Genomic DNA, 26,420 nt, shown 5'->3' on the forward strand with positions numbered 1-26,420 from the left:
GAACGACAGACAGGAGCCGCGACCGTGGAGTTCGAGGTCGTCATCGAGATCCCGAAGGGTTCGCGCAACAAGTACGAGGTCGATCACGAGACCGGCAAGGTGAAGCTGGATCGCTACCTCTACACCGCGTTCGGCTACCCGACCGACTACGGCTTCATCGAGGACACCCTCGGCGAGGACGGCGATCCGCTGGACGCGCTGGTGCTGCTCCCGGAGTCGCTGTTCCCCGGCGCCGCGATGGACGCCCGCCCGATCGGCATGTTCCAGATGACCGACGAGAAGGGCGGCGACGACAAGGTGCTGTGCGTGCCCGCCGGCGATCCGCGCTGGGACCACGTCCAGGACATCGGCGACGTCGACGACTTCGAGCTGAAGGCCATCGAGCACTTCTTCGTGCACTACAAGGACCTCGAGCCCGGCAAGTTCGTGAAGGGCTCGACCTGGGTCGGTCGCGAGGAGGCCGAGGCCGAGGTCAACCGGTCCATCGAGCGGTTCAAGTCCGCGGGGCACTAGACCCGTCGGCGAATTTGCATCGCCGTAACACGGGGTAACCCGGCCGTGGCACGAGCCTCACATCATGGGGTGCGTGTTCATGCATCAGGGAATCGGCCTCGCCGCGTTCAACGACATGCCGGAACGCAAGGCCGTCCATGCGCTGTACGAGTGCTGCAACAGCGTCACGCTGGCGCGCGATCTGGCCCGCGGTCGGCCGTACGCCGATCACGCCGCGCTCTTCCGGCGGGCCGACGCCCTGCTGTTCTCGATGTCCGAGGCGTGCATCGACCGGATCCTGGAGGCGTGCCCGGACGTCGGCCGCCGGCCCCGGAGCGCGCGCTCGCGCGCCGAGCAGTGCGCGGTGTGGGACGACGACCCGGCGGTGAACGACGCCCTGTCCGGCGCGGCACGCGGCTACGCGGACCGCTTCGGTTTCGGGTTCGTCATGCACGTCGGCGGCGTCGGCGCGCCCGCCGTGCTGGCGGCCATCGACGACCGCATGCACAACGACGTCGAGACCGAACGCAAGGTGGTGCGCAACGAACTGGCGCGCATCAACCGCTCGCGGCTGGAGCGCATGCTGGGCCCCGAGGGCGGCTACCAGAACTGGTGACCGCCCGGGTGGTCAGGACCGCGGCGCGGTCGAACCGGCCGGCGCCAGCTCCGGATCCGCGGGGTTGGCGACCTTCTTCTTCTTGCGCAACCCCTTGGCCCACTTCATGACCGGCTTCTCGACGCCGTAGTACGTGAGCGAGGCGACCGCGATGGTCACCGCGAGCAGCAACACCACGTTGCGCCACATGCCCCACGCGGTGTCGCCCGCCATGAGGCCGAGCTTGCCGAGCACCAGGATCATCGGGAAGTGCCACAGGTAGGCCGACAGCGAGATCTCCCCGACGTAGCGGATCGGGCGGGCGTCGAGCCAGACGGCGAGCCTGGTCTTGCGGCCCCGAGCCAACGGCGCCACGATGACGAGGATCATCAGGGCGGCCACGACCGCGACGCCCGCGGTGGTGAACTGGTTGGCGACCACCAGCAGGACCGCCGAGACGGCGAGCATCGGCAGGATCGCGAGCGCCGAGATCGTCCGGACCCGCTTGCCGATGCCCTCGCGCAGGGCACCACGTTCGAGGGCGACGAACACCACCGCGGCGAACATGCCCAGCGCGAAGTTGTCGGCGTTGGTCAGGAAGCTCTTCGTGAAGACGGCGGCCCAGTTGGGGCCCCAGTTGAGCACCATGAAGTCCGTGGTGCCGGCGTGGGAGAAGACGACCGGGATGAGGGCGCGGCCCGCGAGGCCGATGACGAGCAGAGCCAACGGGGCGAGCGCCGCGAGCACCAGCGGGTTGATGTTGAGGCGCTTGCGCAGCGCGAACAGGAGCATGCCGAGGAACGGCAGCGAGGCGTAGAACGCGTACTCGAGGGTCAGCGACCAGGACGGGTTGATGCCGGTCTGGATGTACTGCGGGAAGTACGACTGCGTCAGCGTCAGGTTGGTCAGCAGCATGCCCGGATCGGTGATCATCCCGGTGCCCTGCTCGGTGCCGATCGGCTGCAGCACGGGGTTCTCGACGTACGCGACCTGGAGCACGTAGTTGACGATCAGGAAGATCACCAGGTAGCAGGGCATGATGCGCGCGACGCGGTGCAGCGCGTAGTCCCGCGTGCTGGGCAGCGCCGCCGCGGCGCGGGCCTCGGTGAGGTTGCGGACGTACGGCAGGAAGAGCAGGAAGCCGCTCAGCACGAAGAAGTACACCAGCGAGAAGCCGAGCAGGCTCGTCATCCAGGTCTCGGCCGTCTTCGGCGAGTAGTGCGTGGTGACGTGGGTGATGGCGATCGACAGGCAGAGGATGCCGCGCACGCCGTCCAGGCCGATGATCCGCGCCCGAATCCGGCGGGCGGGCGTCGCCGGCGGCGCGGCGGGCGCGCCGCCCGACTCGTGGGCCGTTTCGGTCATCGCAGGGACCTTCCTGAAGTGATGCCGCACACACGAAATCTCGAATTTGAAGCGCGTCGCCTTATGCCTCCGTCGTCGGCGTCAATCGCGCGATTCGTACGAATAGTCGTGAATTACCTGACCGAAATCTGGTAATTGTTTGCTGTTCACGTCGAGCCATTGGGCGAGATGCCTGACACGCACGTCAACGCTGATTTTCGAGGGCCGCACAACGATAGCTGATGATGGTGCCGAACGCAGAAACTCGACGTGGGCACCGATGCCGACGATGGTCGCGAATATTCGCTAGCCGTACTCGACAATGCCATTCCGCAACGCCGCATCGAATTCGAATCTGGCTTTCTGCGTGCACGAATCGTCGAGGGCGTCAATGAGTGGCTAAGTCCTGACCGGGACCGGCACGACGTGGCCCGCGAAGGTCAGCCCCGGACGAGGTCGTGGAGCCGCTCGCCGCGGGCGAGCCGCCCGATGTTGGCCGCGACGTCGTCGGCGCGGCGCCGGAAGGTGTCGGTGGTGATGCCCGACGAGTGCGGGGTCATCAGCACGTTCGTGAGTTCGGCGAAGGGCAGGTCGCTCGGTGTAGCAGGCTCACCGCGGGCGGCCGGATAGCGGTACCAGACGTCGATGGCGGCGGCCTTGACGACCCGTCCGGCGAGCGCGTCGTACAGCGCTCGCTCGTCGACGAGCGGACCGCGCCCGACGTTGATCAACACCCCGTCCCCGCCGAGGGCCGCGAGTTGGCGCGCGCCGATGAGCCCCGTCGTCGCCGGGGTCAGCGGCGCTGACACCACGACCACGTCGCTGTCGGCCATCAGGTCGTCGAGCCGCGACACGTCGGCGGCCCACGCGAGGCCGTGCTCGGCGGCGTCGAGCCGACCCGATCCGGTCACCGCCGCACCGGTGCATCCGAAGGCACGGAACGCCTCCCACACCCGCGCGCCGATGTGCCCGAACCCGACCAGGCCGACTCGGCCGTCCCGGAGGGCGTGCAGCTGGGCGATGGCGCCGTCGTAGACGGAGGTGGCCCATACGCCGCGGCGCAGGGCGCGGTCCTGGTCGAGGACGTCGCGGCGCAGCACGATGGCCGCCGCCAGCACGTACTCGGCGATCGATCGCTCGTGGCCGAACGCATTGGCGACGAGCACCCCGTCGGGAAGCGCGTCGAAGTCGATGCGGTCGGTGCCCGCACCGAAGACGTGCACCAGGCGCAATCGGCCGGCGGTCTCGGCCATGTCGGCCGTGAAGCGGCCGCCGACGAAGACGTCCGCGGACGGCAGGGCGGCCGCCACGGCGTCGGGCGCACCGGCGCACCACGCGACGTCCGCACCGTCGGGGAGCGCCGCGGTGAAGCGGTCGCGGTGCGGTGCGAGGTTGGCGTCGGCGACGACGATCCTCATGGCGTGCGCTGCAGCGCGGGCCGCTTGGGATCGAACGTCCAGCCCGGAATCAGATACTGCATGGCCACCGCGTCGTCGCGCGCGCCGAGCCCCTCGGCGAGGTACAGCGCGTGCGCGGCGGCCACGGCGTCCTCGTCCAGTTCGACGCCCAGACCCGGCGCGTCCGGCACGTCGAGATAGCCGTCCACGATCGGGTACGGCCGGGTGGTGATGCGCTGGCCGTCCTGCCAGATCCAGTGCGTGTCGATCGCGGTGACGTCGCCCGGCGCCGCTGCGGCGACGTGGGTGAACATCGCCAGCGAGACGTCGAAGTGGTTGTTGGAGTGCGATCCCCACGTCAGACCCCACGCGTCGCACAGCTGCGCGACGCGCACCGACCCGCCCATGGTCCAGAAGTGCGGATCGGCCAGCGGGATGTCGACGGCGCCGGAGCGGATGGCGTGGCCCATCTCGCGCCAGTCCGTGGCGATCATGTTGGTGGCGGTCGGCAGTCCGGTGGCGCGCTTGAACTCGGCCATCACCTCGCGGCCGGAGAAGCCGCCCTCCGGACCGACGGGGTCCTCGGCGTACGCGAGCACGTCGCGCAATTCGCGGCACGTGGTCACCGCGTCGGCGAGCAGCCAGCCGCCGTTGGGATCGAGCGTGATGCGGGCGTCGGGGAATCGGTCGGCGAGGGCGATCACGGCCTTGGCCTCATCGGCCGCGGGCAGCACGCCGCCCTTGAGCTTGAAGTCGCGGAAGCCGTAGCGGTCGCGCGCCGCCTCGGCGAGCCGGACCACCGCCTCCGGGCTGAGCGCCTCCTCGTGGCGCACGCGGAACCACTCGTCGGCGTCGGGGGCCTCGTCGGCCGCACTGCGATAGGCGAGATCGGTCCGGGTGCGGTCGCCGACGAAGAACAGGTAGCCCAGCGCCTGCACCCGGGTGCGCTGCTGGCCGTCGCCGAGCAGCGCTGCGACCGGCACGTCGAGGTGCTGACCGAGCAGGTCGAGCAGTGCGGACTCGATGGCGGTGACGGCGTGCACCGTCACCCGCAGGTCGAAGGTCTGGGCACCGCGGCCGCCGGCGTCCCGGTCGCCGAACGCGCGCCGGACGTCGCCGAGGACGGCGTGATACTCACCGACGCTGCGGCGCTCGACGATCGCGCGGGCATCGGACAGCGTGCGCGTGATGGCCTCGCCGCCGGGTACCTCGCCGACGCCGGTGCGGCCGTCGGAATCCCGCAGGATCACCAGGTTGCGGGTGAAGAACGGGCCGTGCGCACCGCTGAGGTTGAGCAGCATGTCGTCGTGCCCGGCGATGGGCACCACCTGCATCTCGGTGACGATCGGAGTGCGGTGCGCAGCGCTCATGCGGTCACCCTACGATCGCTCGACGATGCACGTCCAACACCCAAATGGCATGGATTGATGCACATCGGGAATGTTCGGTGTCGCGTCGTGCCGACGACCGTCACTGGCCGAACCACTTGTCGCCGTTGGCAACCGGACGCAGCACGCGGGTCACCTTGTCACCCACGGCGCACAACGCCTCGACGATCTCGCGCTCCCGCTGCGGCGTCAGCCGGGACACGGGCACCGAGGCGCTGATCGCGTCCTGCGCAGGCCGGGTGTAGGGCAGGGCGACCGCGAAGCAGCGCACACCCGGGGTGTTCTCCTCGTCGTCGACGGCGTAGCCACGCACCAGTGCGGTCTCCAGCGAGGCGTCCAGCGCGGCGCGGTCGGTGACGGTGCGCGGGGTCAGGGCGACGAAGTCGTCCGGCACGTGCCGATCGCGTTCGGCGCCGAAGCGGTCGGCGAGCAACGCCTTGCCCAGCGCAGTCGCGTAGGCGGGCAGGCGCCGTCCGACGCGGCTCGCGGTGCGCTGGTACTGCCGCGATTCGCGGGTGGCCAGATAGACCACGTCGCCGCCGTCGAGCCGACCGAGGTGGAACGTCTCGTCCAGGTCGCGCCGCAGGTCGTCGAGGAACGGCGTGATGATCGGCAGGTATGGGTCGCTGTCGAGGTAACTGGTCCCCACCAGCAGCGCCCGGATGCCGATGCCGTACCGGGTGCCCGTCTCGTCGGTGCGGACCCAGCCCTCGGCGGTCAGCGTGCGCAGCAGGGCGTGCGCGCTACTGCGCGGCATGTCCAGGGCCTCGCTCACCTCGCGGATGCGCGCCGGATCGTCCTGCCGGCCCGCGAGGTACTCCAGCAGCGCCACGGTGCGCATCGCGGACTTGACCCCGGACCGCGCCGCGGATCCGGGGATGCTGCGCACCGCGGGTGCGTCCGGCGCCGAGGTCATCGGCCCTCCTCGTCGTCGGTGCGCCGGCCGGTCACGGCAGACCGACCTGCTGGGCGATCAGCAGTGCCGCGCCCAGCGCCGACATGGTGATCGCGGTACAGCGCTGACGCCGCGGCGTGAGTAATCGGTTCGCCCAACGGGATACGGCGTAGCCGGCGACGCAGACGGGCGTCAGCAGGACGAACCCGCGCAGCGTGTCGGCATGGACGGCGCCCGTGACCGTCAGCATCGCGAGCGACAGCAGCGAGCCGACGAGGAAGAAGCCGGCCATCGTGCCGCGCAGTTCGGGACCGGAGCGGCCTTGCCACACCAGCGCCATCGGCGGTCCGCCGATCGCGGTCGCCGTGCCGAGCAGCCCCGACGTCGCGCCCGCGAGCACCAGGGTGCGGCGCCTCGGCGTCGGGATCCAGCCCACCCCGGTCAGCACCACCCCGCCGAGCACCACCGCGGCGATCGTCAGTGCCAGCGCGCGCTCCGGCAGGGCTGCCAGCAGCAGGGCGCCGGCGACCGTGCCCGGGATGCGGCCGAGCAGCGCCCAGCCCGCACCCGACAGGTCGATCGCCGTCCGCTCGCGGAGCACCACCAGCAGTGTCACCAGGGTGGCCAGCATGATGAGCGTGCCGGGGATCAGCGCCGGGTCGACGAGCGCCACCACGGGTGCGGCGAGCATCCCCATGCCGAAGCCGATCGACGCCTGCAGACAGGACGCCACCAGGATGGCCGCTGCGAGGACGGCGTACGCCCCGACGCTCATCGGCCGCGGCCTCCCCCTCCGGTCGCGTCATGCACTGCGGGAGAACGTCGCCGGGTCACCGGTCAGCGGGTGGTGGCACTCGGCGGCGTGGCCGACCACCGTCGGGTCCGGCGCCGTCGGCGGGCGCTCCTGCGCGCAGACGTCGGTGGCCCGCCAGCAGCGGGTGCGGAACCGGCAGCCCGAGGGCGGGTCGATGGGCGAGGGAACCTCCCCCGTCAGCAGGATGCGCTCCCCCCGTTGTGCCGCATCGAGTTTGGGCGCGGCCGACATCAGCGCCGCGGCGTACGGATGACCGGGACGGTCGAAGACCGCGTCGGTCGGTCCCGCCTCGACGATCCGGCCGAGGTACATGACGGCGACGCGGTCGGCGACGTGGCGCACCACCGACAGGTCGTGGCTGATGAACACGTACGAGATGCCCAGTTCGGTCTGCAGGTCGTTGAGCAGGTTGAGGACCTGTGCCTGCACCGAGAGGTCGAGCGCCGACACCGGCTCGTCGCAGATGACGACGTCGGGGTTCAGTGCCAGGGCGCGCGCGATGCCGATCCGCTGGCGATGACCGCCGGAGAACTCCTGCGGGTACTTGCCCGCCGCCTTCGCGCCGAGGCCCACCATGTCGAGCAGACCGCGTACGCGCAGGTCGCGGTCGGCCTTCGTGCGGTACAGCGTGCGGTGGGTGCGCCACGGTTCGGCGATGATCTCGCCGGCCGTCATCCGCGCGTTGAGCGAGGCGTAGGGATCCTGGAACACCATCTGAACGCGGCGGCGGAACCGCAGCAGGTCCTTGCCGCGCAGCGCGAACGGGTCGATGCCGTCGAAGTCGACCGTGCCGGCGTCGGGGCGCTCGAGCATCAACAGCGTGCGTGCCAGAGTCGACTTGCCGCAACCGGATTCGCCGACCAGGCCCAGTGTCTCGCCGCGGCGCAGATCGAGGTCGATGCCGTCCAGCGCCGCCAGCCGGCCACCGGGCACCCGGAACGACTTGCTCAGCCCGCGCACCGTCAGCAGGGACTCAGTCATGGGTGACCTCCTCGGAGAAGTGGCACGCGGCCGCGCGGCGCTCGCCGACGGGACGGAGAGCAGGCCGCGTCGTGCGACACACCTCGGCGGCCAGCGGGCAGCGGGCCTGGTACACGCAGCCCTGGGGAATGGAGTGCAGGTCCGGCGGGGCGCCACCGATCGACGCGAGGTGGGCGCCGCGTTCGGCGTGCACCGGCACCGAATCGAGCAGACCGCGGGTGTAGGGGTGTCTGGGGTCGGCGAAGACGTCGGCGACCACACCGGTTTCGACGACGGTCCCGGCGTACATCACCGCCACCCGGTCGGCCTCCTCGGCGACGAGCGCGAGGTCGTGGGTGATCAGCACGACGGCCATGTCGTATTCGGTGCGCAGGCTCTTCAGCAGGGCCATGATCTGGGCCTGCACGGTGACGTCGAGCGCCGTGGTCGGCTCGTCGGCGATCAGGACGCGCGGGTTGAGCGCCACGGCCATCGCGATCAACAGGCGTTGCCGCATGCCGCCGGAGAACTGGTGCGGATAGCTGTCGAGGCGCTCCTCGGGCTGCGGGATGCCCACGCGCACCATCAGTTCGACGGCCTTGCGCTTGGCCTCCCTGGCCTTCATCCCGTGATGGATGCGGAACGGCTCGGCGAGCTGGGTGCCGACGGTGTAGAGCGGGTTCAGGGCGGTCAACGCGTCCTGGAAGACGATCGCCAGTTCCGTGCCGGCGACCTGCCTGCGCTTCTTGCGGTCGACCGACAGCAGGTCGAGCGTCTCCTTGCGTCCGGCGAGGTCGGCCCGGCCGTCGGTGACCTCGGCGACCGGCTCGAGCAGACCGACGAGCGCGGTGGCGGTCATCGACTTGCCGCAGCCGGATTCCCCGAGAAGCGCCAGGGTTTCACCGCGGTGCGCCGCGAACGATACGTGGTCGACGGCGCGCACGGTGCCGGTGACGGTGCGGATGTCGACGGTCAGGCCCTCGACCCGCAACGCCGGATCGGCGTCGACGTGGTGGCTGTCGGATCGTTCGGCGACGGCGGTCATGGTCGTGCCTTTCGCAGCGGTGGACTCCAGCGCGGGCATCAGATCGCCCTGCCGGACTTGGCGAAGCGGGACAGGCGCTTCTGCGGGACGGTGAGCCGCCAGCGCTGCGCGGGGTCGGTGGCGATGCGGGCCCACGCCGCGAGGATGGTGGCCGACACCGTGGTGATGACGATCGCCAGGCCCGGGAAGAACGAGAGCCACCACGCGGAGTGCAGGTACGTGCGGCCCTGGGCAACCATCAGGCCCCAGCTGACGTCGGGCGGCTGGATGCCGATGCCCAGGAAGCTCAGAGATGATTCCGCGAGCATCACGTAGCAGAAGTCGAGCGTCGCGACGGTCAGCAGGGTGGGCAGCACGATCGGCACGACGTGGCGGCCGATGATCGCGCGGCCGCCGGCGCCGAAGGTGCGGGCGGCGTCGACGAACACCCGGCTCGACAGTTCGGCCGACTCGGCCCGGGCGGTGCGCAGGTACACCGGGATGCGCGTGAGTGCCAGCACCGCAACGATGTTGGCGGCGCTCGGCGAGAAGACGTAGAGCACCACGACGGCGAGCAACAGCGACGGGAAACTCATGATGACGTCCGCGACGCGCATGGCCAGGGTCTCCCGCCAGCCGCGGTAGTAGCCGGCCCACATGCCGATCAGCGAGCCGATCACGCCGGAGATGACGACCGCGGGAATGGCGACCGAGAGCGTCGTCTGGCAGGCGACCACGAGCCGTGCCAGCATGCTGCGACCCAGCGGGTCGGTGCCCAGGACGTTGGCCCAGCCGTGCACCAGCGTGAACGGCGCTTGATTGGAGTTGTCCAGGTCGATGCGGGTGGCGAGGTCGCCCATCAGCCACGGCCCGAGCAGCGCGGTGAGTGCCACCAGGGCCAGCACCACGGCGGCGGCCGCGGCCACCCGGTCGTTGATCAGGAGCCGCCACCAGATCGAGCGGCGCGACGTGGCGGGGGTGGCGTCGTCGGTGTCGCCCGGCTCGCCGACGATGGCGGTGGTGGGCTTGACCGGTACCAGGTCGATGTGGGTACTCACGGGGGTCCTCTCGTCCTAGACCGTGGCCGGTTCCCGGACGCGGGCGTCCAGCAGCGCGTAGCAGGCGTCGATGAAGATGTTGAGCAGGAAGATGCTGACGGCGGTGAGCAGGACCGCCGCCTGCAGGACGGCGAAGTCGCGCTGCAGGATGGCGTCGATCATCAGCTTGCCGATGCCGGGCCAGCCGAAGATGGCCTCCACCACCACCGCGCCGTTGATGAGCCCCACCGCCAGGTCGCCGGCGACCGTCAGCGCCGGGGCCGCGGCGTTGCGCAGCGCGTGGTGGCTGACGACGCGGAAGTCGCTGGCGCCCTTGCTGCGGGCGAGCCGGACGTAGGGCGCCGACAGCGCCGAGACCATGGCGCCCCGGACCACCTGGGTGAGGACGCCGAGCGGCCGGATCATCAGCGTGGCGATCGGCAGGATCCACGACAGTGCACCGGCCTCGGTGCCCGACGTGGGCAGCCAGCCGAGCAGCACCGCGAACAGCCAGACGCCGGTGATCGCGAACCAGAAGTCCGGGATGCTGGCGGCGGTCATGGACAGCAGGCTGGAGAACCGGTCGGCCAGCGAGTTGGGCCGGTAGGCGGCCCAGCAGCCGATCACGACGGCGCCGACGATCGCGAGCAGCATGGTGGCAAGGGCCAGCTGCAGCGTCGCCGGGAAGGCACGCAGTGCCATCTCCGAAGCGGATTGTCCGGTGCGCAGCGAGGTTCCGAAGTCGAGGTGCACGACACCGCGGAAGTAGTCGCTTAGCTGGGTGAGCATCGGCTGGTCGAAGCCGTTCTTCGCGGCGAACGCCTCGCGCTGCGCCTCGGTCGCGGACTCCGGCAGGTAGAGGCTGGTCGGATCACCGGTGAGCCGGGCGAGCAGGAACACCCCGAGCAGGACGATGATCAACGGGATGGCGCTGGTGTACATCCGGCGCCGGACGAACGAGAACATGGACTGGTGTCTCCTCGCGGGTTAGGAGGCGGCGGCCGGGTCGCCCTGGCCGGTCGAGGACATGGTCATCTCGGAGAGCCGCATCTCGTCGCCGGTGGCGGAGTTGGGCGTGTAGTCGACGCGCGCGGACTTGCCGAGGATGCCCTTCATGTGGGCGATGTAGGCCATCTGCATGATGTCGCGTGGTTCCTCGGCGAACAGCCGAGCGAAGGCGTCCTGGCGGGCCTGGCCGGTGAGGGCCTCCGCGGCGCGGATCCTTCCGTCGAATTCGGTTGTGCCGTAGGCGCTCTGCGGTCCGTCGCTCAACATGTACTGGTCCATGGTGAAGGCCGCGTCACCCGCCTGGTTGCCGTGCATGATCATCAGCAGGTACGGGCCCGTGTTCGCCGGGAAGGGCCGCAGCTGGTACTGCAGCTGCCCGGCGGTGTCCATCATCTCGATCTTCACGTTGAGGCCGATCTCGGCGAACTCGCTCTGCAGCACCTCGACGGTCTCGGCGATCTTCGGGAACTGCGCGGTCCGGGCGATCAGCCGGATCTGCCGGTCGGTGGGTACGCCGTCGGCCTTCGCCTCGGCGATGAGCTGCTTGGCCTTGTCGACGTCGTGCGGCCACAGCGGCAGCTGGTCGTTGTAGCCGACGACGCCGGACGGGATGAGCTGGCTGGCCGGATCGCCCAGCCCCCGGAACAGCGCCTTGACGATGCCGGTGCGGTTGACGGCGTAGTTGACGGCCTGCCGCACGCGGATGTCGTTCAGCGGCGCCTCTGTCGCCTGCATGCGCAGCGCAGTGGTCTCGTTGTTCTGGAACGGCACGCCCAGATCGCCGGCGCCGTCCTCGGGCCCGAGTCCGGTGGCGATGTCCGCCTCGTCGTTGGTGATCATCGCGGCACGCACGCTGCCCTCGCTGCGCCATTGATATTCGGCCCGGGCGAAGGCGGGAGCGGCGCCCCAGTAGGTGGGGTTGCGGGCCAGGACGAGCTTCTGCCCGTACTCCCAGTCGGCGATCGCGTAGGGGCCGGTGCCGATGGGTTCGCGGACCTTCTCGGTCATGCTGGTGCCGCGCGGCACCATCTCCACGAACGACAACCGCAGCGGCAGAATGGGATCCGGCGACTCGGTGGCGACGGTGAGCGTGGTGTCGGTCGGTGCGGCGATCCGCAGCTTCTCGTCGCCGAAGACGTACCCGTCGACGTTGCACTGCAGATCGGAGTTGACGGCCCGGTCCACGGCGTAGGCCGCGTCGGCGGCGGTGAACGGCGCGCCGTTGGAGAACGTCACGCCGGGGCGCACGTCGAACGTCCACTCCGTCGGCGACGTCTGCCGCCACGCGGTGGACAGCAGCGGCCGCAGGTCGCCGGAGGTGGGGTCGCGTTCGATCAGCGGCTCGGTGATGTTGGAGCGGACGACGATGCCGGTGGAGGTCAGCGAACTCTCGCACGGCTCCAGCGTCGGCGGCTCCTGCTGCAGGACGATGCGCAACGTGTTCGGGTCGTAACCGCCATGTCCGGAGTTGGCGACGGTGCAGCCGGTGGCGACGAGGCAGGCTCCGGTCACCGCGAGTGCGGCGGTCGCGGCACGGCGGAGCCGGCGGGGCGTCGCCGAGGGCTGGGCCATGGATTCCTCCGATTGGGATGTGACGTCCACGTATGTGGATGCCGTCTGTGACGGTAGACACACCGTAGGAGCGGTCCGGAAAACGCGTCAACCCACCCCGAGCGGGCCGAATCGGCGCCCACGGGGCGCCGTGGCGAGGTGGACGTGCAGGCGAAAACCCGTCGTGAACTGCGGCGATGCGCGGGACCCCGCACCGTCGATACCCGTCCGCCGGCCGCGCGAGCTTTATCATGCAGGTTCGGTATCAACCCATGCTATTTCCGAGTTGGACATGTATTCGCAGCTCTCCCTACGTTGAAGACGGATCTCGAGAGGCCACTCGAGCCGCCACGAGGAGGCACCGCATCCCATGACATCCCGCGCCGAGCATCGCGTCCTTCAGGTCGGACCGCTCAAGCCGTCGCTCGCGCAGACCCTGCGCACCGATTACGACGCGGTGGAACTCCCCGCCGACGAGCCGGACCGCTCGGCCTTCTTGGCCGAGCACGCCGCCGCGGTCACCGCCGTGGTGACCTCCGGCCGCACCGGCGTCGACGCCGCCCTGATGGCCGCGCTGCCCCAGCTGGGAGCCGTCGTCAACTTCGGCGTCGGCTACGACACCACCGACGTCGACGCCGCCGCCGAACGCGGCATCGGCGTGAGCAACACCCCCGACGTCCTGACCGACTGCGTGGCCGACACGGCCGTCGGGCTGCTGATCGACGTGCTGCGGCAGTTCAGCGCCGCCGATCGCTTCCTGCGTGCCGGACGCTGGCCGGTCGACGGCAATTACCCGCTGACCCGGCAGGTGTCCGGTCGCCGCGTCGGCATCCTCGGCCTCGGCCGCATCGGCAGCGCCATCGCCGCGCGCCTCGGCGCCTTCGGCTGCTCCATCGCCTACCACAACCGACACCGCGTCGAGGCCAGCCCGTACGCCTACGTCGGCTCGGCGGTCGAATTGGCGGCCGGCGTCGACGTGCTGGTCGTCGCGGCAGCCGGGGGCAGCGGCACCCGCAGGCTCGTCGACGCCGACGTGCTCGACGCGCTCGGAGCCGACGGCTACCTGATCAACGTCGCGCGCGGCAGCGTCGTCGACGAAGCAGCGCTCGTCGAGCGCCTCGCCGACGGACGGCTGGCCGGCGCGGGCCTCGACGTGTTCGCCGCCGAACCCACCGTGCCGGCCGAACTGCTGGGCCTGGACAACGTGGTGCTGCTGCCGCACGTCGGTAGCGGCACGGTGGAGACGCGCGCTGCGATGGAGGCGCTGACGCTGCGCAACCTCGACGAGTTCCTGAGCACCGGGCGGCTCGTCACCCCGGTCCTGCAGCCGGCCGTCCGGGTGTAGCCCCGGGACTTCTTGGGATCGGTAGGCGCCTGCCGACGGTGTGATCGACGCATCGACGAACCCGACCGGGTTCGCCCAGCGAAGGAGATCACCCATGAAGCGCACCACTCGACTCGCCCTCCGAGGGGCCGCCGCCGGCGCCATCGGCCTCGCCGCGCTGACCGCCGGCACGGGCGCCGCGCTGATCGCCGGCACGGGTACCGCCCAGGCCGGCCCGTACACCGCACCGACCACCGAGTGGTGCCCCGGACAAGCGCTGCCGTTCCAGGAGATCCGCTGGGACATGTCGCGGTGCCACGTCTGGTTCGGCGTTCCCTTCGGGCAGGGCAACGTCTCGATGGTGTATCCGGACGGGACCGCGGCCGACAGCTTCATCTCCGCCGACGTGCCGCCCCCGGAACTCACCCCGTCGCGGCCGCAGCCGCTGCCCCCGGGCACCCCGTTCTGCAGCCCGCGCGGCTCACTGTTCATCATCGGGCCGATCTGCGACGAGATCGGCGTCGACATGCCGCCCGGGTCGGTGCGCCGCTAGCCCGAGACGAATCCGTCGATGAGGTCGTCGGTGGTCCACTCCCGGGGCGGCAGCACGTCCCGCAGGAGCCGCAGCAGCGCCGGATTGGTGCTGTCGCTACGCCAGACCGCGTCGAGTTCGACGGGTCGCTCGCGGAACGCGCCGATGGTCCGGAACTCGACGCCCTCGGGGTGCAGCGTGGCGGCCGACGCCGGCACCAGTGCGATGCCGATACCGGAGCGCACCAGCACCAGCATGGTGTGCACCTGGGTCACCGTCTGCACGTAGCGCGGGGTGGCGCCGGCGATGGTGAACGTGCTGATGAGCAGCTCGTGGAAGTAGCGCGCCTGCACCGGCGAGTACATGACCACGTCCTGGCCGTCGAGGTCGTTGAGCGTCAGCTGCCGCTCCAGCGACGCCAGCGGATGCCCGGTCGGCAGCGCCGCGATGAGCTGCTCGTGCAGCAGCGGCCGCGACACCAGACCGGGCCGCTTGAGCGGCGGGCGCGCCATGCCGAGGTCCAGCTCGCCGGTCATCAGGCCTTCGATCTGGGCGGCGGTCACCATCTCGCGCAGGTCGAGTTTCACGTCGGGCAGCTTCTCCCGGGTGGCGTCGAGCAGCGGCGGGAGCACGGCGTGCGCCGAGGCCGCGGTGAAGCCGATGACGACGGTGCCGAGGTCGCCGGCCGGGACGCGGCGCACGGTCTGTGCGGCTCCCTCGGCGAGCTGCAGGATGCGCCGCGCGTCGGGCAGGAACGCCACGCCGGCCGGCGTCAGGGTGACCGTCCGGGTGGTGCGGTCGATCAGCTGGACGCCGAGTTCGGCTTCGAGCTGCTGGATCTGCCGGCTCAGCGGCGGCTGCGTCATGTGCAGCCGCTCCGCGGCGCGGCCGAAGTGCAGTTCCTCGGCGACGGCGATGAAGCAGCCCAGTCGCGCCAACGAGAACACGCCCACTCCCATGCACGTCCGGCATCAACGGACCCGCCAGGATGGCGGTCGAGCATCAGTGTAGGTGGGCAGTCCTCACCAGCGCGGGCTGATCGCCGCGAACGTGGGGTCCACGCTGCGCATGTAGCCGGTGTCGTCGCGGTCGCGGATGCCGCACCGCAGGTACTGCTCGTGCAGGGCGGCGAGCGCGTCGTCGTCGATCTCGACGCCGAGCCCCGGGGTGGTCGGGACGGCCACCGCACCGTCGCGGATGGCGAGGACGCCGGGCTTGACGACGTCGTTCACCGCGGCCGCCTCCTTCCACGGCCAGTGCGTGTCGCAGGCGTAGGTGAGATTGGGCGTCGCGCCGGCGAGGTGCACCATGGCCGCGAGGCTGATGCCGAGGTGGGAGTTGGAGTGCATCGACAGGCCGAGGCCGAAGGTGTCGCAGATGCCGCCGAGCAGCTTCGAGCGCTGCAGACCACCCCAGTAGTGGTGATCGGACAGCACGACCCGCACCGAGTCCCGACGCACTGCCGGCTCGAGGTGGTCGAAGGCGACCACGCACATGTTGGTGGCCAACGGCATCGGCGACTGCGCGGCGACCTCGGCCATGCCGTCCAGCCCGGGCGTCGGATCCTCCAGGTACTCGAGGATGCCGGCGAGTCCGGAGGCGACCTTGATGGCGGTCTGCGGAGTCCACGCGGCGTTGGGGTCCAGCCGCAGCGGCACGCCGGGGAACGCGGCCGCCAGCGCCTCGATGGCCGCCATCTCCTCCTCGGGCGGGAACACCCCGCCCTTGAGCTTGATGGCGCCGAACCCGTAGTCGCCGACGATGCGCCGTGCCTGCGCGACGATCCCGTCGGGGTCGAGCGCCTCCCCGAATTCGTCGGGCTCCGCGCCGGGGTGCGCGGCCCACTTGTAGAACAGGTACGCACTGAACGGCACGGCGTCGCGCACCGCGCCGCCAAGCAGGTCGGACACCGGGCGGCCGAGGACGTGGCCCTGGACGTCGAGGCAGGCCACCTCGAACGGGGACAGCACCTGGTCGACGGCGCTGGCCGACGTGATCATGCCCGCCGTGCCCACCGCGGCGTCGTCGCCGCGCAGCCGCTCGGCGATCGCCGCGCGAATGGCGTTGAGCGCGAACACGTCCAGGCCCGTGATGGCCTCGGCCGCGGCGTGCAACCGGGCCAGGTGCCGAGTGTCGGCGTACGTCTCGCCGAGCCCGACCAACCCCGCGTCGGTGTTCAGCTGGACGATTGCGCGCAGCGCGTACGGCTGGTGCACGCCAACGGTATTGAGCAGCGGCGGGTCGGCGAAGGCGACGGGCGTGATGCGCGCGCCGGTGATGCGGATGGGCGCCGGCATCAGCGCACGGCCGCCAACTCGTCGGCGATCACGGCCCGCCCGGCGGCGATGATGCGGGTCAGTTCGGCGAGGTCCTCCGGCGTCGGCATGATCAGCGGCGGCCGCACCGGACCCGCCGCGATGCCCTCCATCGTCACGCCGGCCTTGATCAGCGACACGGCGTAGCCGGGCACGGTGTCGCGCAGCCGGACCAGCGGATGGAAGAACTCCCGCAGCAGCGCGGCCACCTGCGTCTCGTCGCTGCGTTCCAGGGCACCGTAGAAGGCCAGCGCCAGCTCGGGGGCGAACGCGAACGTCGCCGACGAGTAGAGGGTCACGCCGATGGCGCGGTAGGCCTGCTGCGACACCTCGGCGGTCGGCAGGCCGTTGAAGAACTGGAACGGCTTGCCCGAGGGCGCCAGGGCGTCGGTGACCGCGCGGACGATGCGGGCCACCTGGTCGACGTCCCCGGTGCCGTCCTTGAAGCCGACGACGGTGGGGATGTGGGCGACCTCGACGGCCGAGGCCTCGGTGTAGCGGGCATTGGCGCGGTTGTAGACGATCACCGGCAGGTCGGTGGCCGACGCGACCTCGCGGGTGTAGGCCACCAGCCCGGCGGCGGGCATGGTGACGAGGTACGGCGGCAGCAGCAGCAGCCCGTCGGCTCCGGCGTCGGCCGCCGCGCGCGCGAAGGCCTTGGCCTGCGCGACGGACCCGCCCGCCCCGGCGTACACCGGCACGCGGCCGCCGGTGGCCTCGACCGCGGTGCGCACCACGCCCGCGAATTCGCGGACCTCCAGCGCGTGGAATTCGCCGGTGCCACAGGCGATGAACACGCCGCCGGGGCCGGCGTCGACGCCCTTGGCGACGTGCTCGGCGAGCGCGGTCAGGTCGACGTCACCGTCCTCGGTGAAGGGCGTGACGGGAAAGAACAGGACTCCATCCAGGGATGCAGCGGGCACGGCGGGCTCCTCGGTTCGTATGGGTGATGGGACGCCGGCGATGCGGCGTCGGGGGGTGGTTCGGACTCAGTCCCGGGTGAGTTCGCCGTCGACGCGGCGCCAGATGCCGTCCGGGTTGCCGTCGGCAATCGCGCTGGGCAACAACGACGTCGGCACGTCCTGATAGGCGACGGGACGCAGGAACCGCTCGATGGCGCGTCCGCCCACCGAGGTGGTGCGCGAGTCGGACGTCGCGGGGAACGGCCCGCCGTGCACCATGGCGTGGCCGACCTCGACGCCGGTGGGCCAGCCGTTGAACAGGATTCGGCCCGCCTTCGTCTCCAGCGTCGGCAGCAGTTGGCGGGCGGCGTCGTGATCGGCCTCGTCGGCGTGGACGGTGGCGGTGAGCTGACCCTCGAGACCGGCGGCGACGCGGCTCATCTCGTCGACGTCCGCGCACCGCACGACGAGGCTGGAGGAGCCGAAGACCTCGGCCTGCAGCACCTCCGAGGTCGCGAACGTCGAGGCATCGGTGGTGAACAGGGCCGCCTGGCAGGCCGTCGCATTGCCGGCCAGGCCGCGCACCACCAGCTCCGCCCGTTCGGACAAAGCGGTGACGCCGGCGGCGTAGCTCTCGGCGATGGTCGGCGTCAGCATCGGCGTGGCGGCGGCCGCACCGAGCGCCTCGCGGGCGGAGGCGAGGAAGGCGTCCAGTCCGGGCCCGTCCACGGCGATGATCAGCCCGGGGTTGGTGCAGAACTGGCCCGACCCCATGGTGAGCGAGCCGACGAAGGCCCGTCCCAGGTCGGCGCCGCGCGACGCGAGCGCGGCGTCGAGCAGGAACACCGGGTTGATCGAACTCATCTCGGCGTACACCGGGATCGGCTCGGGACGCGTGGCCGCCGCGGCCACCAGCGCGAGTCCGCCGGAGCGGCTGCCGGTGAAGCCGACAGCGGCGATCCGCGGGTCGGTGACGAGTGCGGTGCCCAGTCCGGGGCCGGAGCCGAACAGCATCGAGAACGTACCCGGCGGCAGTCCCTCGGCGGTGACGGCGTCGGCGATGGCGCGGGCCACCAGTTCGGACGTCCCGGGGTGGGCGTCGTGCGCCTTGACCACGACGGGGCACCCCGCGGCGAGCGCCGACGCGGTGTCACCGCCGGCGACCGAGAAGGCCAGCGGAAAGTTGCTCGCGCCGAAGACGGCGACCGGGCCCAGCGGTACGGCGCGCTGCCGGATGTCGGGTCGCGGCAACGGGGTGCGGTCGGGCAGGGCGGGGTCGATGCGTGCACCGGTCCAACTGCCCTCGCGCAGCACCGCGGCGAAGAGGCGGAGTTGTCCGGTGGTGCGGCCGACCTCACCGGTGAGCCGCGCCTCGGGCAGGCCGGTCTCGGCGTGGGCGCGGGCGACGACGGTCTCGGCGATGGCTTCCAGGTTGGCGGCGATCGACTCGAGGAAGCGGGCGCGCTGCTCGGCGGTGGTGGCCCGGTAGGCGGCGAACGCCTCGGCGGCCGCGGCGCACGCGGCCGCGACGTGCGTGTCGTCGCCGTAGCGGTAGCCGGGCTCCAGCGTTTGGCCGGTGGCCGGGTCGTAGCCGCGGATCTCGGTGCCGGTGCCCGAGACGAGCGCGCCGGCGATCAGCATCTGTCCGGTCAGGTGGGTGGTGTCGGCGATCGTCGAGGTCACACCGGCAACGCTAGGGTGCCGACCAATACATGTCCAAGACCGATTTGGCCTCGACTAATGCAGTGGCTGCATCAGTTCGGTCAGGCGCTCTTCGGTTCCCGGTCGGCGAGCAGGCGCAGCACGTCGTGGCCGAGCTGGCGCAGTTCGGCCGGTGACGCGCCGGCGGTGGGGATGAGCGCGACGCCGTCGGCCACGCCCGCGGAGTCGATGTCGGCGATCAGACCCGTCAGCCCGGCCACGGTGCCCGCGTAGTGCACGGTGTGCGACGCCGCAGCGGCGCGGTAGTCCCCCGGCACCGACACGGCCACGTCGAGGACGACGGCCACGTCGCGGCCGTCGGCGTGGATGCGGGCCGTTCCGCGCTTGGCACGCTGCAGGTCCGGCGCCGAGAGCCGCACCACCGGGCTGCCGCCCGCCGTCAGCTCGCTGAGCGCATCGCCCCGCGCACCGTCACCATCGGTCTGATCTGCCACGAAGAGCCGCACGTCGGCGAGGGTAGGCGCACGACCCGGGCGCGGCGAGGGTTCCGATCACCGCGAATCCTGGGGAAGAACCCGGTCGGCCGACGGTGCCGGACCCGCGCGGCACCACGGGGACGCCGGTCGGAGATCAGTAGTTTGTACCCCGTGACAGCGGACCAGGGCGCCGAGCAGCCGAGCGCCGAGCACCACGTTCCCGGCATCCCGCCGCAGTACCTGCTGTCGGAGTCCGCACCACCGCCGCGCACCCTGATCGACGTCCTCTACGACACCGCCCGGCGCCATCCCGACTCCCCGGCGATCGACGACGGCGAGGTGCAGCTGACCTACGCGGAGCTGATCGCCGACGTCGAGGAGAGCGTCGCGTGGCTCGCGGCCCGTGGCATCGGACGCGGTGACCGGATCGGCATCCGGATGCCGTCGGGCAGCTATGCGCTGTACGTGGCGATCCTGTCGGCGCTGGCGGCCGGCGCCGCCTACGTGCCGGTGGACGCCGACGACCCCGACGAGCGGGCGGCGCTGGTGTTCGGAGAGGCGGGCGTGGTCGGCGTGATCACCGAGCAGGGCCTGGTCCGCGGGCACGGCTCGTCGAGGGGCTGGCGCGCCGGGCCGCCGATGCTGCGCGACGACGCGTGGATCATCTTCACCTCCGGCTCGACCGGCACGCCGAAGGGCGTCGCCGTCACGCACCGCAACGCAGCGGCGTTCGTCGACGCCGAGGCCCAGATCTTCCTTCGCGGCAACCCGCTGGGCCCCAACGACCGCGTGCTGGCCGGGTTGTCGGTCGCCTTCGACGCCTCCTGCGAGGAGATGTGGCTGGCCTGGCGGCACGGCGCCTGCCTGGTGCCCGCGCCGCGGTCGTTGGTGCGCAGCGGCATGGACCTCGGGCCCTGGTTGGTGTCCCGGGACATCACCGTCGTCTCGACGGTGCCAACGCTCGCCGCACTGTGGCCGGCCGAGGCGCTGGAGGCGGTGCGGCTGCTGATCTTCGGCGGCGAGGCCTGCCCGCCGGAGCTGGCCGAACGGCTGGCGGTCGACGGGCGCGAGGTGTGGAACACCTACGGCCCCACCGAGGCGACCGTGGTCGCGTGCCTCGCACCGCTGCGCGGCAACGCGCCGGTCAGCATCGGCCTGCCGCTGCCCGGCTGGGACCTCGCGGTGGTCGACCGCGACGGGCTGCCGGTGGCCCTCGGCGAGGTCGGCGAACTCGTGATCGGCGGCGTCGGGCTGGCCCGCTACCTGGACCCGGAGAAGGACGCCGAGAAGTACGCGCCGATGTCCACCCTGGGCTGGGCGCGGGCCTACCGCAGCGGCGACCTGGTCCGGCTGGAGGCGGACGGCCTCTACTTCCAGGGCCGCGCCGACGATCAGGTCAAGGTCGGCGGTCGCCGCATCGAACTCGGCGAGGTCGACGCGGCGCTGGTCAACCTGCCGGGAGTCAGCGGCGCCGCCGCCGCCGTGCGCCGCACCGCGAGCGGCACCCCCCTGCTGGTGGGGTACGTGGCGAGCGCCGATCCGGCGTTCGACCTCGGCGCCGCCCGCGCCGCGCTCGCCGAATCGCTGCCGGCGGCGCTGGTGCCGCGGCTCGTCCTCGTCGACGAACTGCCGACCCGCACGTCGGGCAAGGTGGACCGCAACGCGCTGCCGTGGCCGGTCGACGGCGCCGGCGGCGACGACGAGCCCGACCTCGGCGGCACGATGGGGTGGCTCGCCCAGCTGTGGCGCGACGTGCTGGCCGCGCCGATCGACGGACCGGAGGCCGATTTCTTCGCCGTCGGCGGCGGCTCGCTGTCCGCGGCGCAACTGGTCGCCGCACTGCGCACCCGCTATCCGCAGGTCACCGTCGCCGACCTGTACGACCACCCCCGGCTCGGCTCGCTGGCGGGCTACCTCGACGAACTCGACCCGCCGCCCGTGGTGGAGCCCCGCACGGTGGCGCCGGTCCCGCGGTTGACGCAGCTGGTCCAGGTGGCGCTGTCACTGCCGCTGGCGACGCTCGCGGGCATGCAGTGGGTGGTGTGGCTGGCGTTGCTCAACGACGTTGCCGCGAGTCTCGACCTGGTCGCATGGGCCCGCCCCATCGGCTGGTGGTGGGTGCTGGCCGGCTTCCTGCTCTTCGTCACGCCGATCGGCCGGATGGGCATCGCCGTGCTGGGCGCCCGCATGCTGATCGGCGCGTTGGAGCCGGGCACGTACCGCCGCGGCGGGTCGGTGCACCTGCGGGTGTGGCTGGCCGAGCGGCTCGCCGAGGCCAGCGGCGCGGAGAACCAGGCGGGCGCACCGTGGCTCGTTTACTACGCGCGCGCCCTGGGAAACAGGGTCGGCAAGGGCGTCGACCTGCACTCGGCACCGCCCGTCACCGGAATGCTCACCCTCGGTCACCGGTGTTCGATCGAGCCGGAGGTGGATCTGACCGGGCACTGGATCGACGGCGACCTCTTCCACGTCGGCCGCATCGAGGTCGGCAACGACGCCACCATCGGCGCGCGCACCACGCTGCTGCCAGGTGCCGTGGTCGGCAAGAACGCCGACGTCGCGGCCGGGGCCGGCGTGGTGGGCAAGGTCAAGGCCGGGCAGTACTGGAAGGGGTCGCCGGCGGGCAAGTCCGGCAAGGCACGCCACCCCTGGCCCGACGAGCGGCCGCCGCGCGCGCCGGTGTGGATCGCGATGTACGGGCTGACGTCGGTGCTGCTGGGTGGCGTTCCGCTGGCCGCGATCGCCGCCGGGCTGGCGGTCATCGGCTGGGCCGTGCAGGACACCGCGACGCTCGCCGACGCGATCCTCCCGGGGATCCTGTGGACGCCGGTCGCGACGCTGGCCGCCGTCGTCGTCTACGCCGCGGTGACCGTCGCGGGAGTGCGCCTACTCTCGATCGGCCTGCGCGAGGGCTACCACCCGGTGCGCAGCCGGGTCGGCTGGCAGCTGTGGGCCACCGAGCGGCTGATGGACGCCGCCCGCAACTACCTGTTCCCCATCTACGCGAGCCTGCTGACACCGTGGTGGCTGCGGCTGCTGGGCGCGAAGGTGGGCAGGGACACCGAGATCTCCACCGCGCTGCTCACGCCGAAGTTCACCGAGGTGGCCGACGGCGCGTTCCTGGCCGACGACACCATGGTCGCGTCCTACGAACTGGGTGGCGGCTGGATCCACGTGGCGAAGGCGACCGTCGGCAAGCGGGCGTTCCTCGGCAACTCCGGCATCACGCAGCCCGGCCGGCGGGTGCCCGACGACGGCCTGGTCGCGGTGCTCAGCGCGACGCCGCACAAGGCCAAGGCCGGCTCGTCGTGGCTGGGCAGCCCGCCGATCCGGCTGCGCAGGCAGCCCACGGCCGCGGACGCGCTGCGCACCTTTGCGCCCTCTACGCGCCTGAAGGTGCTGCGGGGCCTGGTCGAGACGGGCCGCGTCGTCCCGTTGATGGTGACGTTCGCGATCGGGGTCGGCGTCCTCGCGACGTTGCAGTGGCTGGCCGAGTTCTCCTATGCAGCAGCCGCTCTCGGGTCCGGGGTGGTGCTGCTGCTCGCCGGTGCGCTCGCCGGCGCCATCGCGGTGGTGGCGAAGTGGGCGGTGATCGGCCGCATCGACGCCGTCGAGCACCCGCTGTGGTCGTCGTTCGTGTGGCGCAACGAGGTGTCGGACACCTTCGTCGAGACCGTGGCGGCGCCGTGGTTCGCGCGCGCCGCGAGCGGCACGCCGGTGATGAACGTCTGGCTGCGCGGGCTGGGCGCGTCGATCGGGCGCGGCGTCTGGTGCGAGACGTACTGGCTACCCGAAGCAGACCTCGTCACGCTCGGCGACGGCGCCACCGTCAACCGCGGCTGCGTGGTGCAGACACACCTGTTCCACGACCGGATCATGCGGATGGACACCGTGGTCCTCGAGGACGGCGCCACACTGGGACCGCACTGCGTGGCGCTGCCCGCCGCCCGGCTCGGCGCTGGGGCCACGGTCGGACCGGCGTCGCTCGTCATGCGGGGCGACGAGGTCCCGGCGTCGACGCGCTGGCAGGGCAACCCGATCGCGCCCTGGGGCGCCAAGCGCAAGAAGCGGGCGCGGGTGGAGAAACCGAAGAAGTCCGCCGCGTGACCCGATCCAAGAAGCGCACGCCGCCGGTCATCGATCCGTACCTGCCGAAGAACGGCAACTTCGGCTACCGGGTATCGCGCTACGAGCTGGACCTCGAATACAAGGTCAGCTCCAACCGGCTCACCGGCACGGCGGCCATCACGGCCACCACGCTGGCGTCGCTGCGGACCTTCACCCTCGACCTCTCGCACGCCCTGTCGGTGTCGAAGGTGACGGTCAACGGCAAGCGTCCCGAGTCGTTCCGGACGTCGCACGACAAGCTGCACGTTGCGTTGGCCTCCGCGCTGCCGGCGGGCGCGGCGCTGACCGTCGTCGTGCGCTACGCCGGCAACCCGCGACCCATCCGATCGCTGTGGGGCAGCGTCGGTTTCGAGGAACTCACCAACGGGGCGCTGGTCGCCGGGCAGCCCAACGGGGCGGCGTCGTGGTTCCCGTGCGACGACCACCCGAGCAGCAAGGCGAGCTACCGCATCGCGATCGCCACCGACAGTCCGTACTACGCGATCGCCAACGGCGCGTTGACCACTCGACGCACCCGCGCGTCGATGACGACCTGGACCTACGAGCAGGTCGAGCCCACCTCGACCTACCTCGTCACGTTGCAGATCGGGATGTACGGCACCCACCGGCTGGCCAAGTCGCCGGTGTTGATGAACGCGGTGCTGCCCGACCGCCTGCGGCACGACTTCGACCACGACTTCGGCAGGCAGCCGCAGATGATGAAGCTGTTCGTCAAGCTGTTCGGCCCCTATCCCCTGGCGAACGGCTACACCGTGGTCGTGACCGACGACGACCTCGAGATCCCGCTGGAGGCGCAGGGCATCTCCATCTTCGGCGCGAATCATTGTGACGGCAGCCGACGTTCGGAGCGGCTGATCGCCCACGAACTCGCCCATCAGTGGTTCGGCAACTCGGTGACCGCGCGGCGCTGGCGCGACATCTGGCTGCACGAGGGCTTCGCCTGCTACGCCGAGTGGCTGTGGTCGGAGGAGTCCGGCGGGCGCAGCGCCGACGAGTGGGCGCGGCACTATCACCACCGGCTCGCATCGTCGCCGCAGAACCTGCTGCTGTCCGATCCGGGCCCCAAGGACATGTTCGACGACCGCGTCTACAAGCGCGGTGCCGTGGCACTGCACGCGTTGCGGCTGACGATCGGCGACCGCAACTTCTTCGCGCTCCTGCGGGCGTGGACCGAGCGCCACCGGCACGCCACCGCGGTCACCGACGACTTCACCGGCCTGGCCGCGCAGTACGCCGACGCGTCGCTGCGGCCGCTGTGGCGCGCGTGGCTCTACGCCGAGCCGCTGCCCGACCTGCCTGCCGCGTCGTGACCGACGGCGCCTCCGCGGTGGCGACGCAGGGCCCGACCACGCGGCGCAGCGTCGCCACGGTCGGCTCGGCGACGATCATCAGCGCGCTGTGCGGTTACGCCGTGCTCTACCTCGCCGCCCGCAACCTCGAACCGGCCGGGTTCTCGGTGTTCGCCGTGTTCTGGGGTGCGTTCGGGCTGCTGGCCGGCGCGGCCAACGGGCTGCTGCAGGAGTCCACCCGCGAGGTGCGCGAGGCCCAGGTGGTCGGCGTCGTGGCGGGACCGCGCACCCGGCCGGTCCGGGCGGCGGTCCTGGTCAGCGTCGTCGCCGCCGCGGCCGTTGCCGGCACCGCACCGCTGTGGTCGGGCCACGTCTTCGCCGAGGCCCGGTGGCTCAGCGTCGGACTGCTCGCGGCGGGCATCGCCGGGTTCTGCCTGCACGCGACGCTGCTCGGCGTGCTGGCCGGGGTGAACCGGTGGGGGCAGTACGGCACGCTGATCGTCGGCGACGCCATCGGCCGCGTTGCGGTGGCGTCGGCGACGTTCCTGGTCGGCTGGGGTCTGGTCGGCTACCTGTGGGCGACGGTGGCCGGGTCGGTCGCGTGGCTGCTGCTGCTGCTCGCCTCACCCGCCACCCGGGAGGCCGCCCGGCTGTGGACGCCCGGCACGGTGGGCACGTTCCTGCGCGGCGCGTCGCACTCGATCGCGGCGGCCGGCGCCAGCGCGATCCTCGTCATGGGCTTCCCCGTCCTGCTGAAGGCCACGTCCGCCGACCTCGGCGCGGCCGGCGGCGTCGTGATCCTCGCGGTGACGCTGACCCGCGCTCCGCTGCTCGTCCCGCTGACCGCCATGCAGGGAAATCTCATCGCGCACTTCGTCGACAAGCGGGCATCGCGACTGCGGGCGCTGATCGCGCCGACGCTCGTCGTGCTCGGCCTCGGTGGGCTGGCGGTGGCGGTTGCGGGGCTGGCCGGACCGTGGCTGCTGCGGGTGGCGTTCGGGCCGCAGTACGTGGCCGGTGGCGGGCTGCTCGCATGGTTCACCACGGCGGCCATCGCGATCGCGCTGCTGACGCTGACCGGCGCCGCGGCGGTGGCCGCGGCGCTGCACCGTGCGTATGCGGCCGGGTGGATCGGCGCGACGCTGGCGTCGGCGCTCCTGCTGCTCCTGCCGCTGCCGCTGGAGACGAGGACCATCGTCGCGCTGCTCTGCGGACCGGTCGTCGGCATCGTCGTGCACCTGCTCGCGCTACGCAGGGCGTCACGAGGCTGACCGTGTAATTTGTTCG

The 26,420-nt window shown here is 71.5% G+C and carries 22 protein-coding genes; 7 read left to right on the forward strand and 15 right to left on the reverse strand.

What is annotated here, in order from left to right; translation table 11 throughout:
- Positions 1-24: 24 nt before the first annotated feature.
- Together FZ046_RS03235 and FZ046_RS03240 are read left to right on the forward strand one after the other, a co-directional pair.
- Complete coding sequence (locus FZ046_RS03235) at positions 25-513, forward strand: inorganic diphosphatase (RefSeq protein ID WP_070353016.1); 489 nt, start codon at positions 25-27, stop codon at positions 511-513.
- 79 nt (positions 514-592) lie between these two features.
- Entirely contained in the window at positions 593-1,108 is a 516-nt protein-coding gene (locus tag FZ046_RS03240) for a 2-oxo-4-hydroxy-4-carboxy-5-ureidoimidazoline decarboxylase (RefSeq protein WP_070353063.1), read from the forward strand.
- A gap of 12 nt (positions 1,109-1,120) precedes the next feature.
- Here the strand turns inward: FZ046_RS03240 and FZ046_RS03245 are convergent, their stop codons facing one another.
- From FZ046_RS03245 to FZ046_RS03290, 10 genes are all read right to left on the reverse strand, one after another.
- Positions 1,121-2,452 (reverse strand): acyltransferase family protein, encoded by a 1,332-nt coding sequence (locus FZ046_RS03245; RefSeq protein ID WP_070353017.1) that lies wholly within the window; start codon positions 2,450-2,452, stop codon positions 1,121-1,123.
- Between the two features lie 419 nt (positions 2,453-2,871).
- Positions 2,872-3,849, reverse strand: a complete 978-nt coding sequence (locus FZ046_RS03250) for a 2-hydroxyacid dehydrogenase (protein WP_070353018.1) — start codon at positions 3,847-3,849, stop codon at positions 2,872-2,874.
- Positions 3,846-5,198, reverse strand: a complete 1,353-nt coding sequence (locus FZ046_RS03255; RefSeq protein WP_070353019.1) for an enolase C-terminal domain-like protein — start codon at positions 5,196-5,198, stop codon at positions 3,846-3,848. The genes FZ046_RS03250 and FZ046_RS03255 overlap by 4 nt, the downstream gene beginning before the upstream one ends.
- A gap of 100 nt (positions 5,199-5,298) precedes the next feature.
- Positions 5,299-6,132 (reverse strand): IclR family transcriptional regulator, encoded by an 834-nt coding sequence (locus FZ046_RS03260; protein ID WP_083298204.1) that lies wholly within the window; start codon positions 6,130-6,132, stop codon positions 5,299-5,301.
- 31 nt (positions 6,133-6,163) lie between these two features.
- Complete coding sequence (locus FZ046_RS03265) at positions 6,164-6,886, reverse strand: sulfite exporter TauE/SafE family protein (protein WP_070353020.1); 723 nt, start codon at positions 6,884-6,886, stop codon at positions 6,164-6,166.
- Positions 6,887-6,913: 27 nt separating this feature from the next.
- Positions 6,914-7,906 (reverse strand): ABC transporter ATP-binding protein, encoded by a 993-nt coding sequence (locus FZ046_RS03270; protein WP_070353021.1) that lies wholly within the window; start codon positions 7,904-7,906, stop codon positions 6,914-6,916.
- Positions 7,899-8,930: an ABC transporter ATP-binding protein gene (locus tag FZ046_RS03275; RefSeq protein WP_070353065.1), complete on the reverse strand. Its 1,032-nt coding sequence runs from the start codon at positions 8,928-8,930 to the stop codon at positions 7,899-7,901. The genes FZ046_RS03270 and FZ046_RS03275 overlap by 8 nt, the downstream gene beginning before the upstream one ends.
- A 38-nt stretch (positions 8,931-8,968) precedes the next feature.
- Positions 8,969-9,967, reverse strand: coding sequence for an ABC transporter permease (locus FZ046_RS03280; RefSeq protein WP_070353022.1), 999 nt, complete (start codon positions 9,965-9,967; stop codon positions 8,969-8,971).
- 15 nt (positions 9,968-9,982) lie between these two features.
- Positions 9,983-10,912 carry an ABC transporter permease gene (locus FZ046_RS03285; RefSeq protein ID WP_070353023.1) on the reverse strand — a complete coding sequence of 310 codons (930 nt, stop codon included), beginning with the start codon at positions 10,910-10,912 and terminating at the stop codon, positions 9,983-9,985.
- Between the two features lie 21 nt (positions 10,913-10,933).
- Entirely contained in the window at positions 10,934-12,526 is a 1,593-nt protein-coding gene (locus FZ046_RS03290) for an ABC transporter substrate-binding protein (RefSeq protein WP_083298205.1), read from the reverse strand.
- A 349-nt stretch (positions 12,527-12,875) separates the two neighbouring features.
- Between FZ046_RS03290 and FZ046_RS03295 the strand changes: the two genes are divergently transcribed.
- Together FZ046_RS03295 and FZ046_RS03300 are read left to right on the forward strand one after the other, a co-directional pair.
- Entirely contained in the window at positions 12,876-13,850 is a 975-nt protein-coding gene (locus FZ046_RS03295; protein ID WP_070353024.1) for a 2-hydroxyacid dehydrogenase, read from the forward strand.
- Positions 13,851-13,944: 94 nt separating this feature from the next.
- Entirely contained in the window at positions 13,945-14,382 is a 438-nt protein-coding gene (locus tag FZ046_RS03300) for a hypothetical protein (protein WP_070353025.1), read from the forward strand.
- Here the strand turns inward: FZ046_RS03300 and FZ046_RS03305 are convergent.
- The 5 genes from FZ046_RS03305 to FZ046_RS03325 form a co-directional block, all read right to left on the reverse strand.
- Positions 14,379-15,308 carry a LysR family transcriptional regulator gene (locus FZ046_RS03305; RefSeq protein ID WP_070353067.1) on the reverse strand — a complete coding sequence of 310 codons (930 nt, stop codon included), beginning with the start codon at positions 15,306-15,308 and terminating at the stop codon, positions 14,379-14,381. The genes FZ046_RS03300 and FZ046_RS03305 overlap by 4 nt on opposite strands.
- A 75-nt stretch (positions 15,309-15,383) precedes the next feature.
- Positions 15,384-16,661: an enolase C-terminal domain-like protein gene (locus FZ046_RS03310; RefSeq protein ID WP_176749555.1), complete on the reverse strand. Its 1,278-nt coding sequence runs from the start codon at positions 16,659-16,661 to the stop codon at positions 15,384-15,386.
- On the reverse strand, positions 16,658-17,599 hold the full coding sequence (locus FZ046_RS03315) for a 5-dehydro-4-deoxyglucarate dehydratase (RefSeq protein WP_246182893.1): 942 nt from the start codon (positions 17,597-17,599) through the stop codon (positions 16,658-16,660). The genes FZ046_RS03310 and FZ046_RS03315 overlap by 4 nt, the downstream gene beginning before the upstream one ends.
- Before the next feature lie 66 nt (positions 17,600-17,665).
- On the reverse strand, positions 17,666-19,219 hold the full coding sequence (locus tag FZ046_RS03320; RefSeq protein ID WP_070353069.1) for an aldehyde dehydrogenase (NADP(+)): 1,554 nt from the start codon (positions 19,217-19,219) through the stop codon (positions 17,666-17,668).
- A 122-nt stretch (positions 19,220-19,341) separates the two neighbouring features.
- Complete coding sequence (locus FZ046_RS03325) at positions 19,342-19,746, reverse strand: hypothetical protein (protein WP_070353027.1); 405 nt, start codon at positions 19,744-19,746, stop codon at positions 19,342-19,344.
- A gap of 141 nt (positions 19,747-19,887) precedes the next feature.
- Between FZ046_RS03325 and FZ046_RS03330 the strand changes: the two genes are divergently transcribed.
- From FZ046_RS03330 to FZ046_RS03340, 3 genes are read left to right on the forward strand one after another with little or no spacing between them, the layout of a single operon-like run.
- Positions 19,888-23,823 carry a Pls/PosA family non-ribosomal peptide synthetase gene (locus FZ046_RS03330; RefSeq protein ID WP_070353028.1) on the forward strand — a complete coding sequence of 1,312 codons (3,936 nt, stop codon included), beginning with the start codon at positions 19,888-19,890 and terminating at the stop codon, positions 23,821-23,823.
- Positions 23,820-25,154, forward strand: coding sequence for a M1 family metallopeptidase (locus FZ046_RS03335; RefSeq protein ID WP_070353029.1), 1,335 nt, complete (start codon positions 23,820-23,822; stop codon positions 25,152-25,154). Before FZ046_RS03330 ends, FZ046_RS03335 begins: the two co-directional genes overlap by 4 nt.
- The gene (locus FZ046_RS03340) at positions 25,151-26,404 is read left to right on the forward strand and encodes a hypothetical protein (protein ID WP_070353030.1); all 1,254 of its coding nucleotides are present in this window, start codon (positions 25,151-25,153) and stop codon (positions 26,402-26,404) included. The genes FZ046_RS03335 and FZ046_RS03340 overlap by 4 nt, the downstream gene beginning before the upstream one ends.
- Positions 26,405-26,420: the final 16 nt, after the last annotated feature.

Origin of the sequence: Mycolicibacterium grossiae (assembly GCF_008329645.1) — a bacterium.
Classification (GTDB): Bacteria; Actinomycetota; Actinomycetes; order Mycobacteriales; family Mycobacteriaceae; genus Mycobacterium; species Mycobacterium grossiae.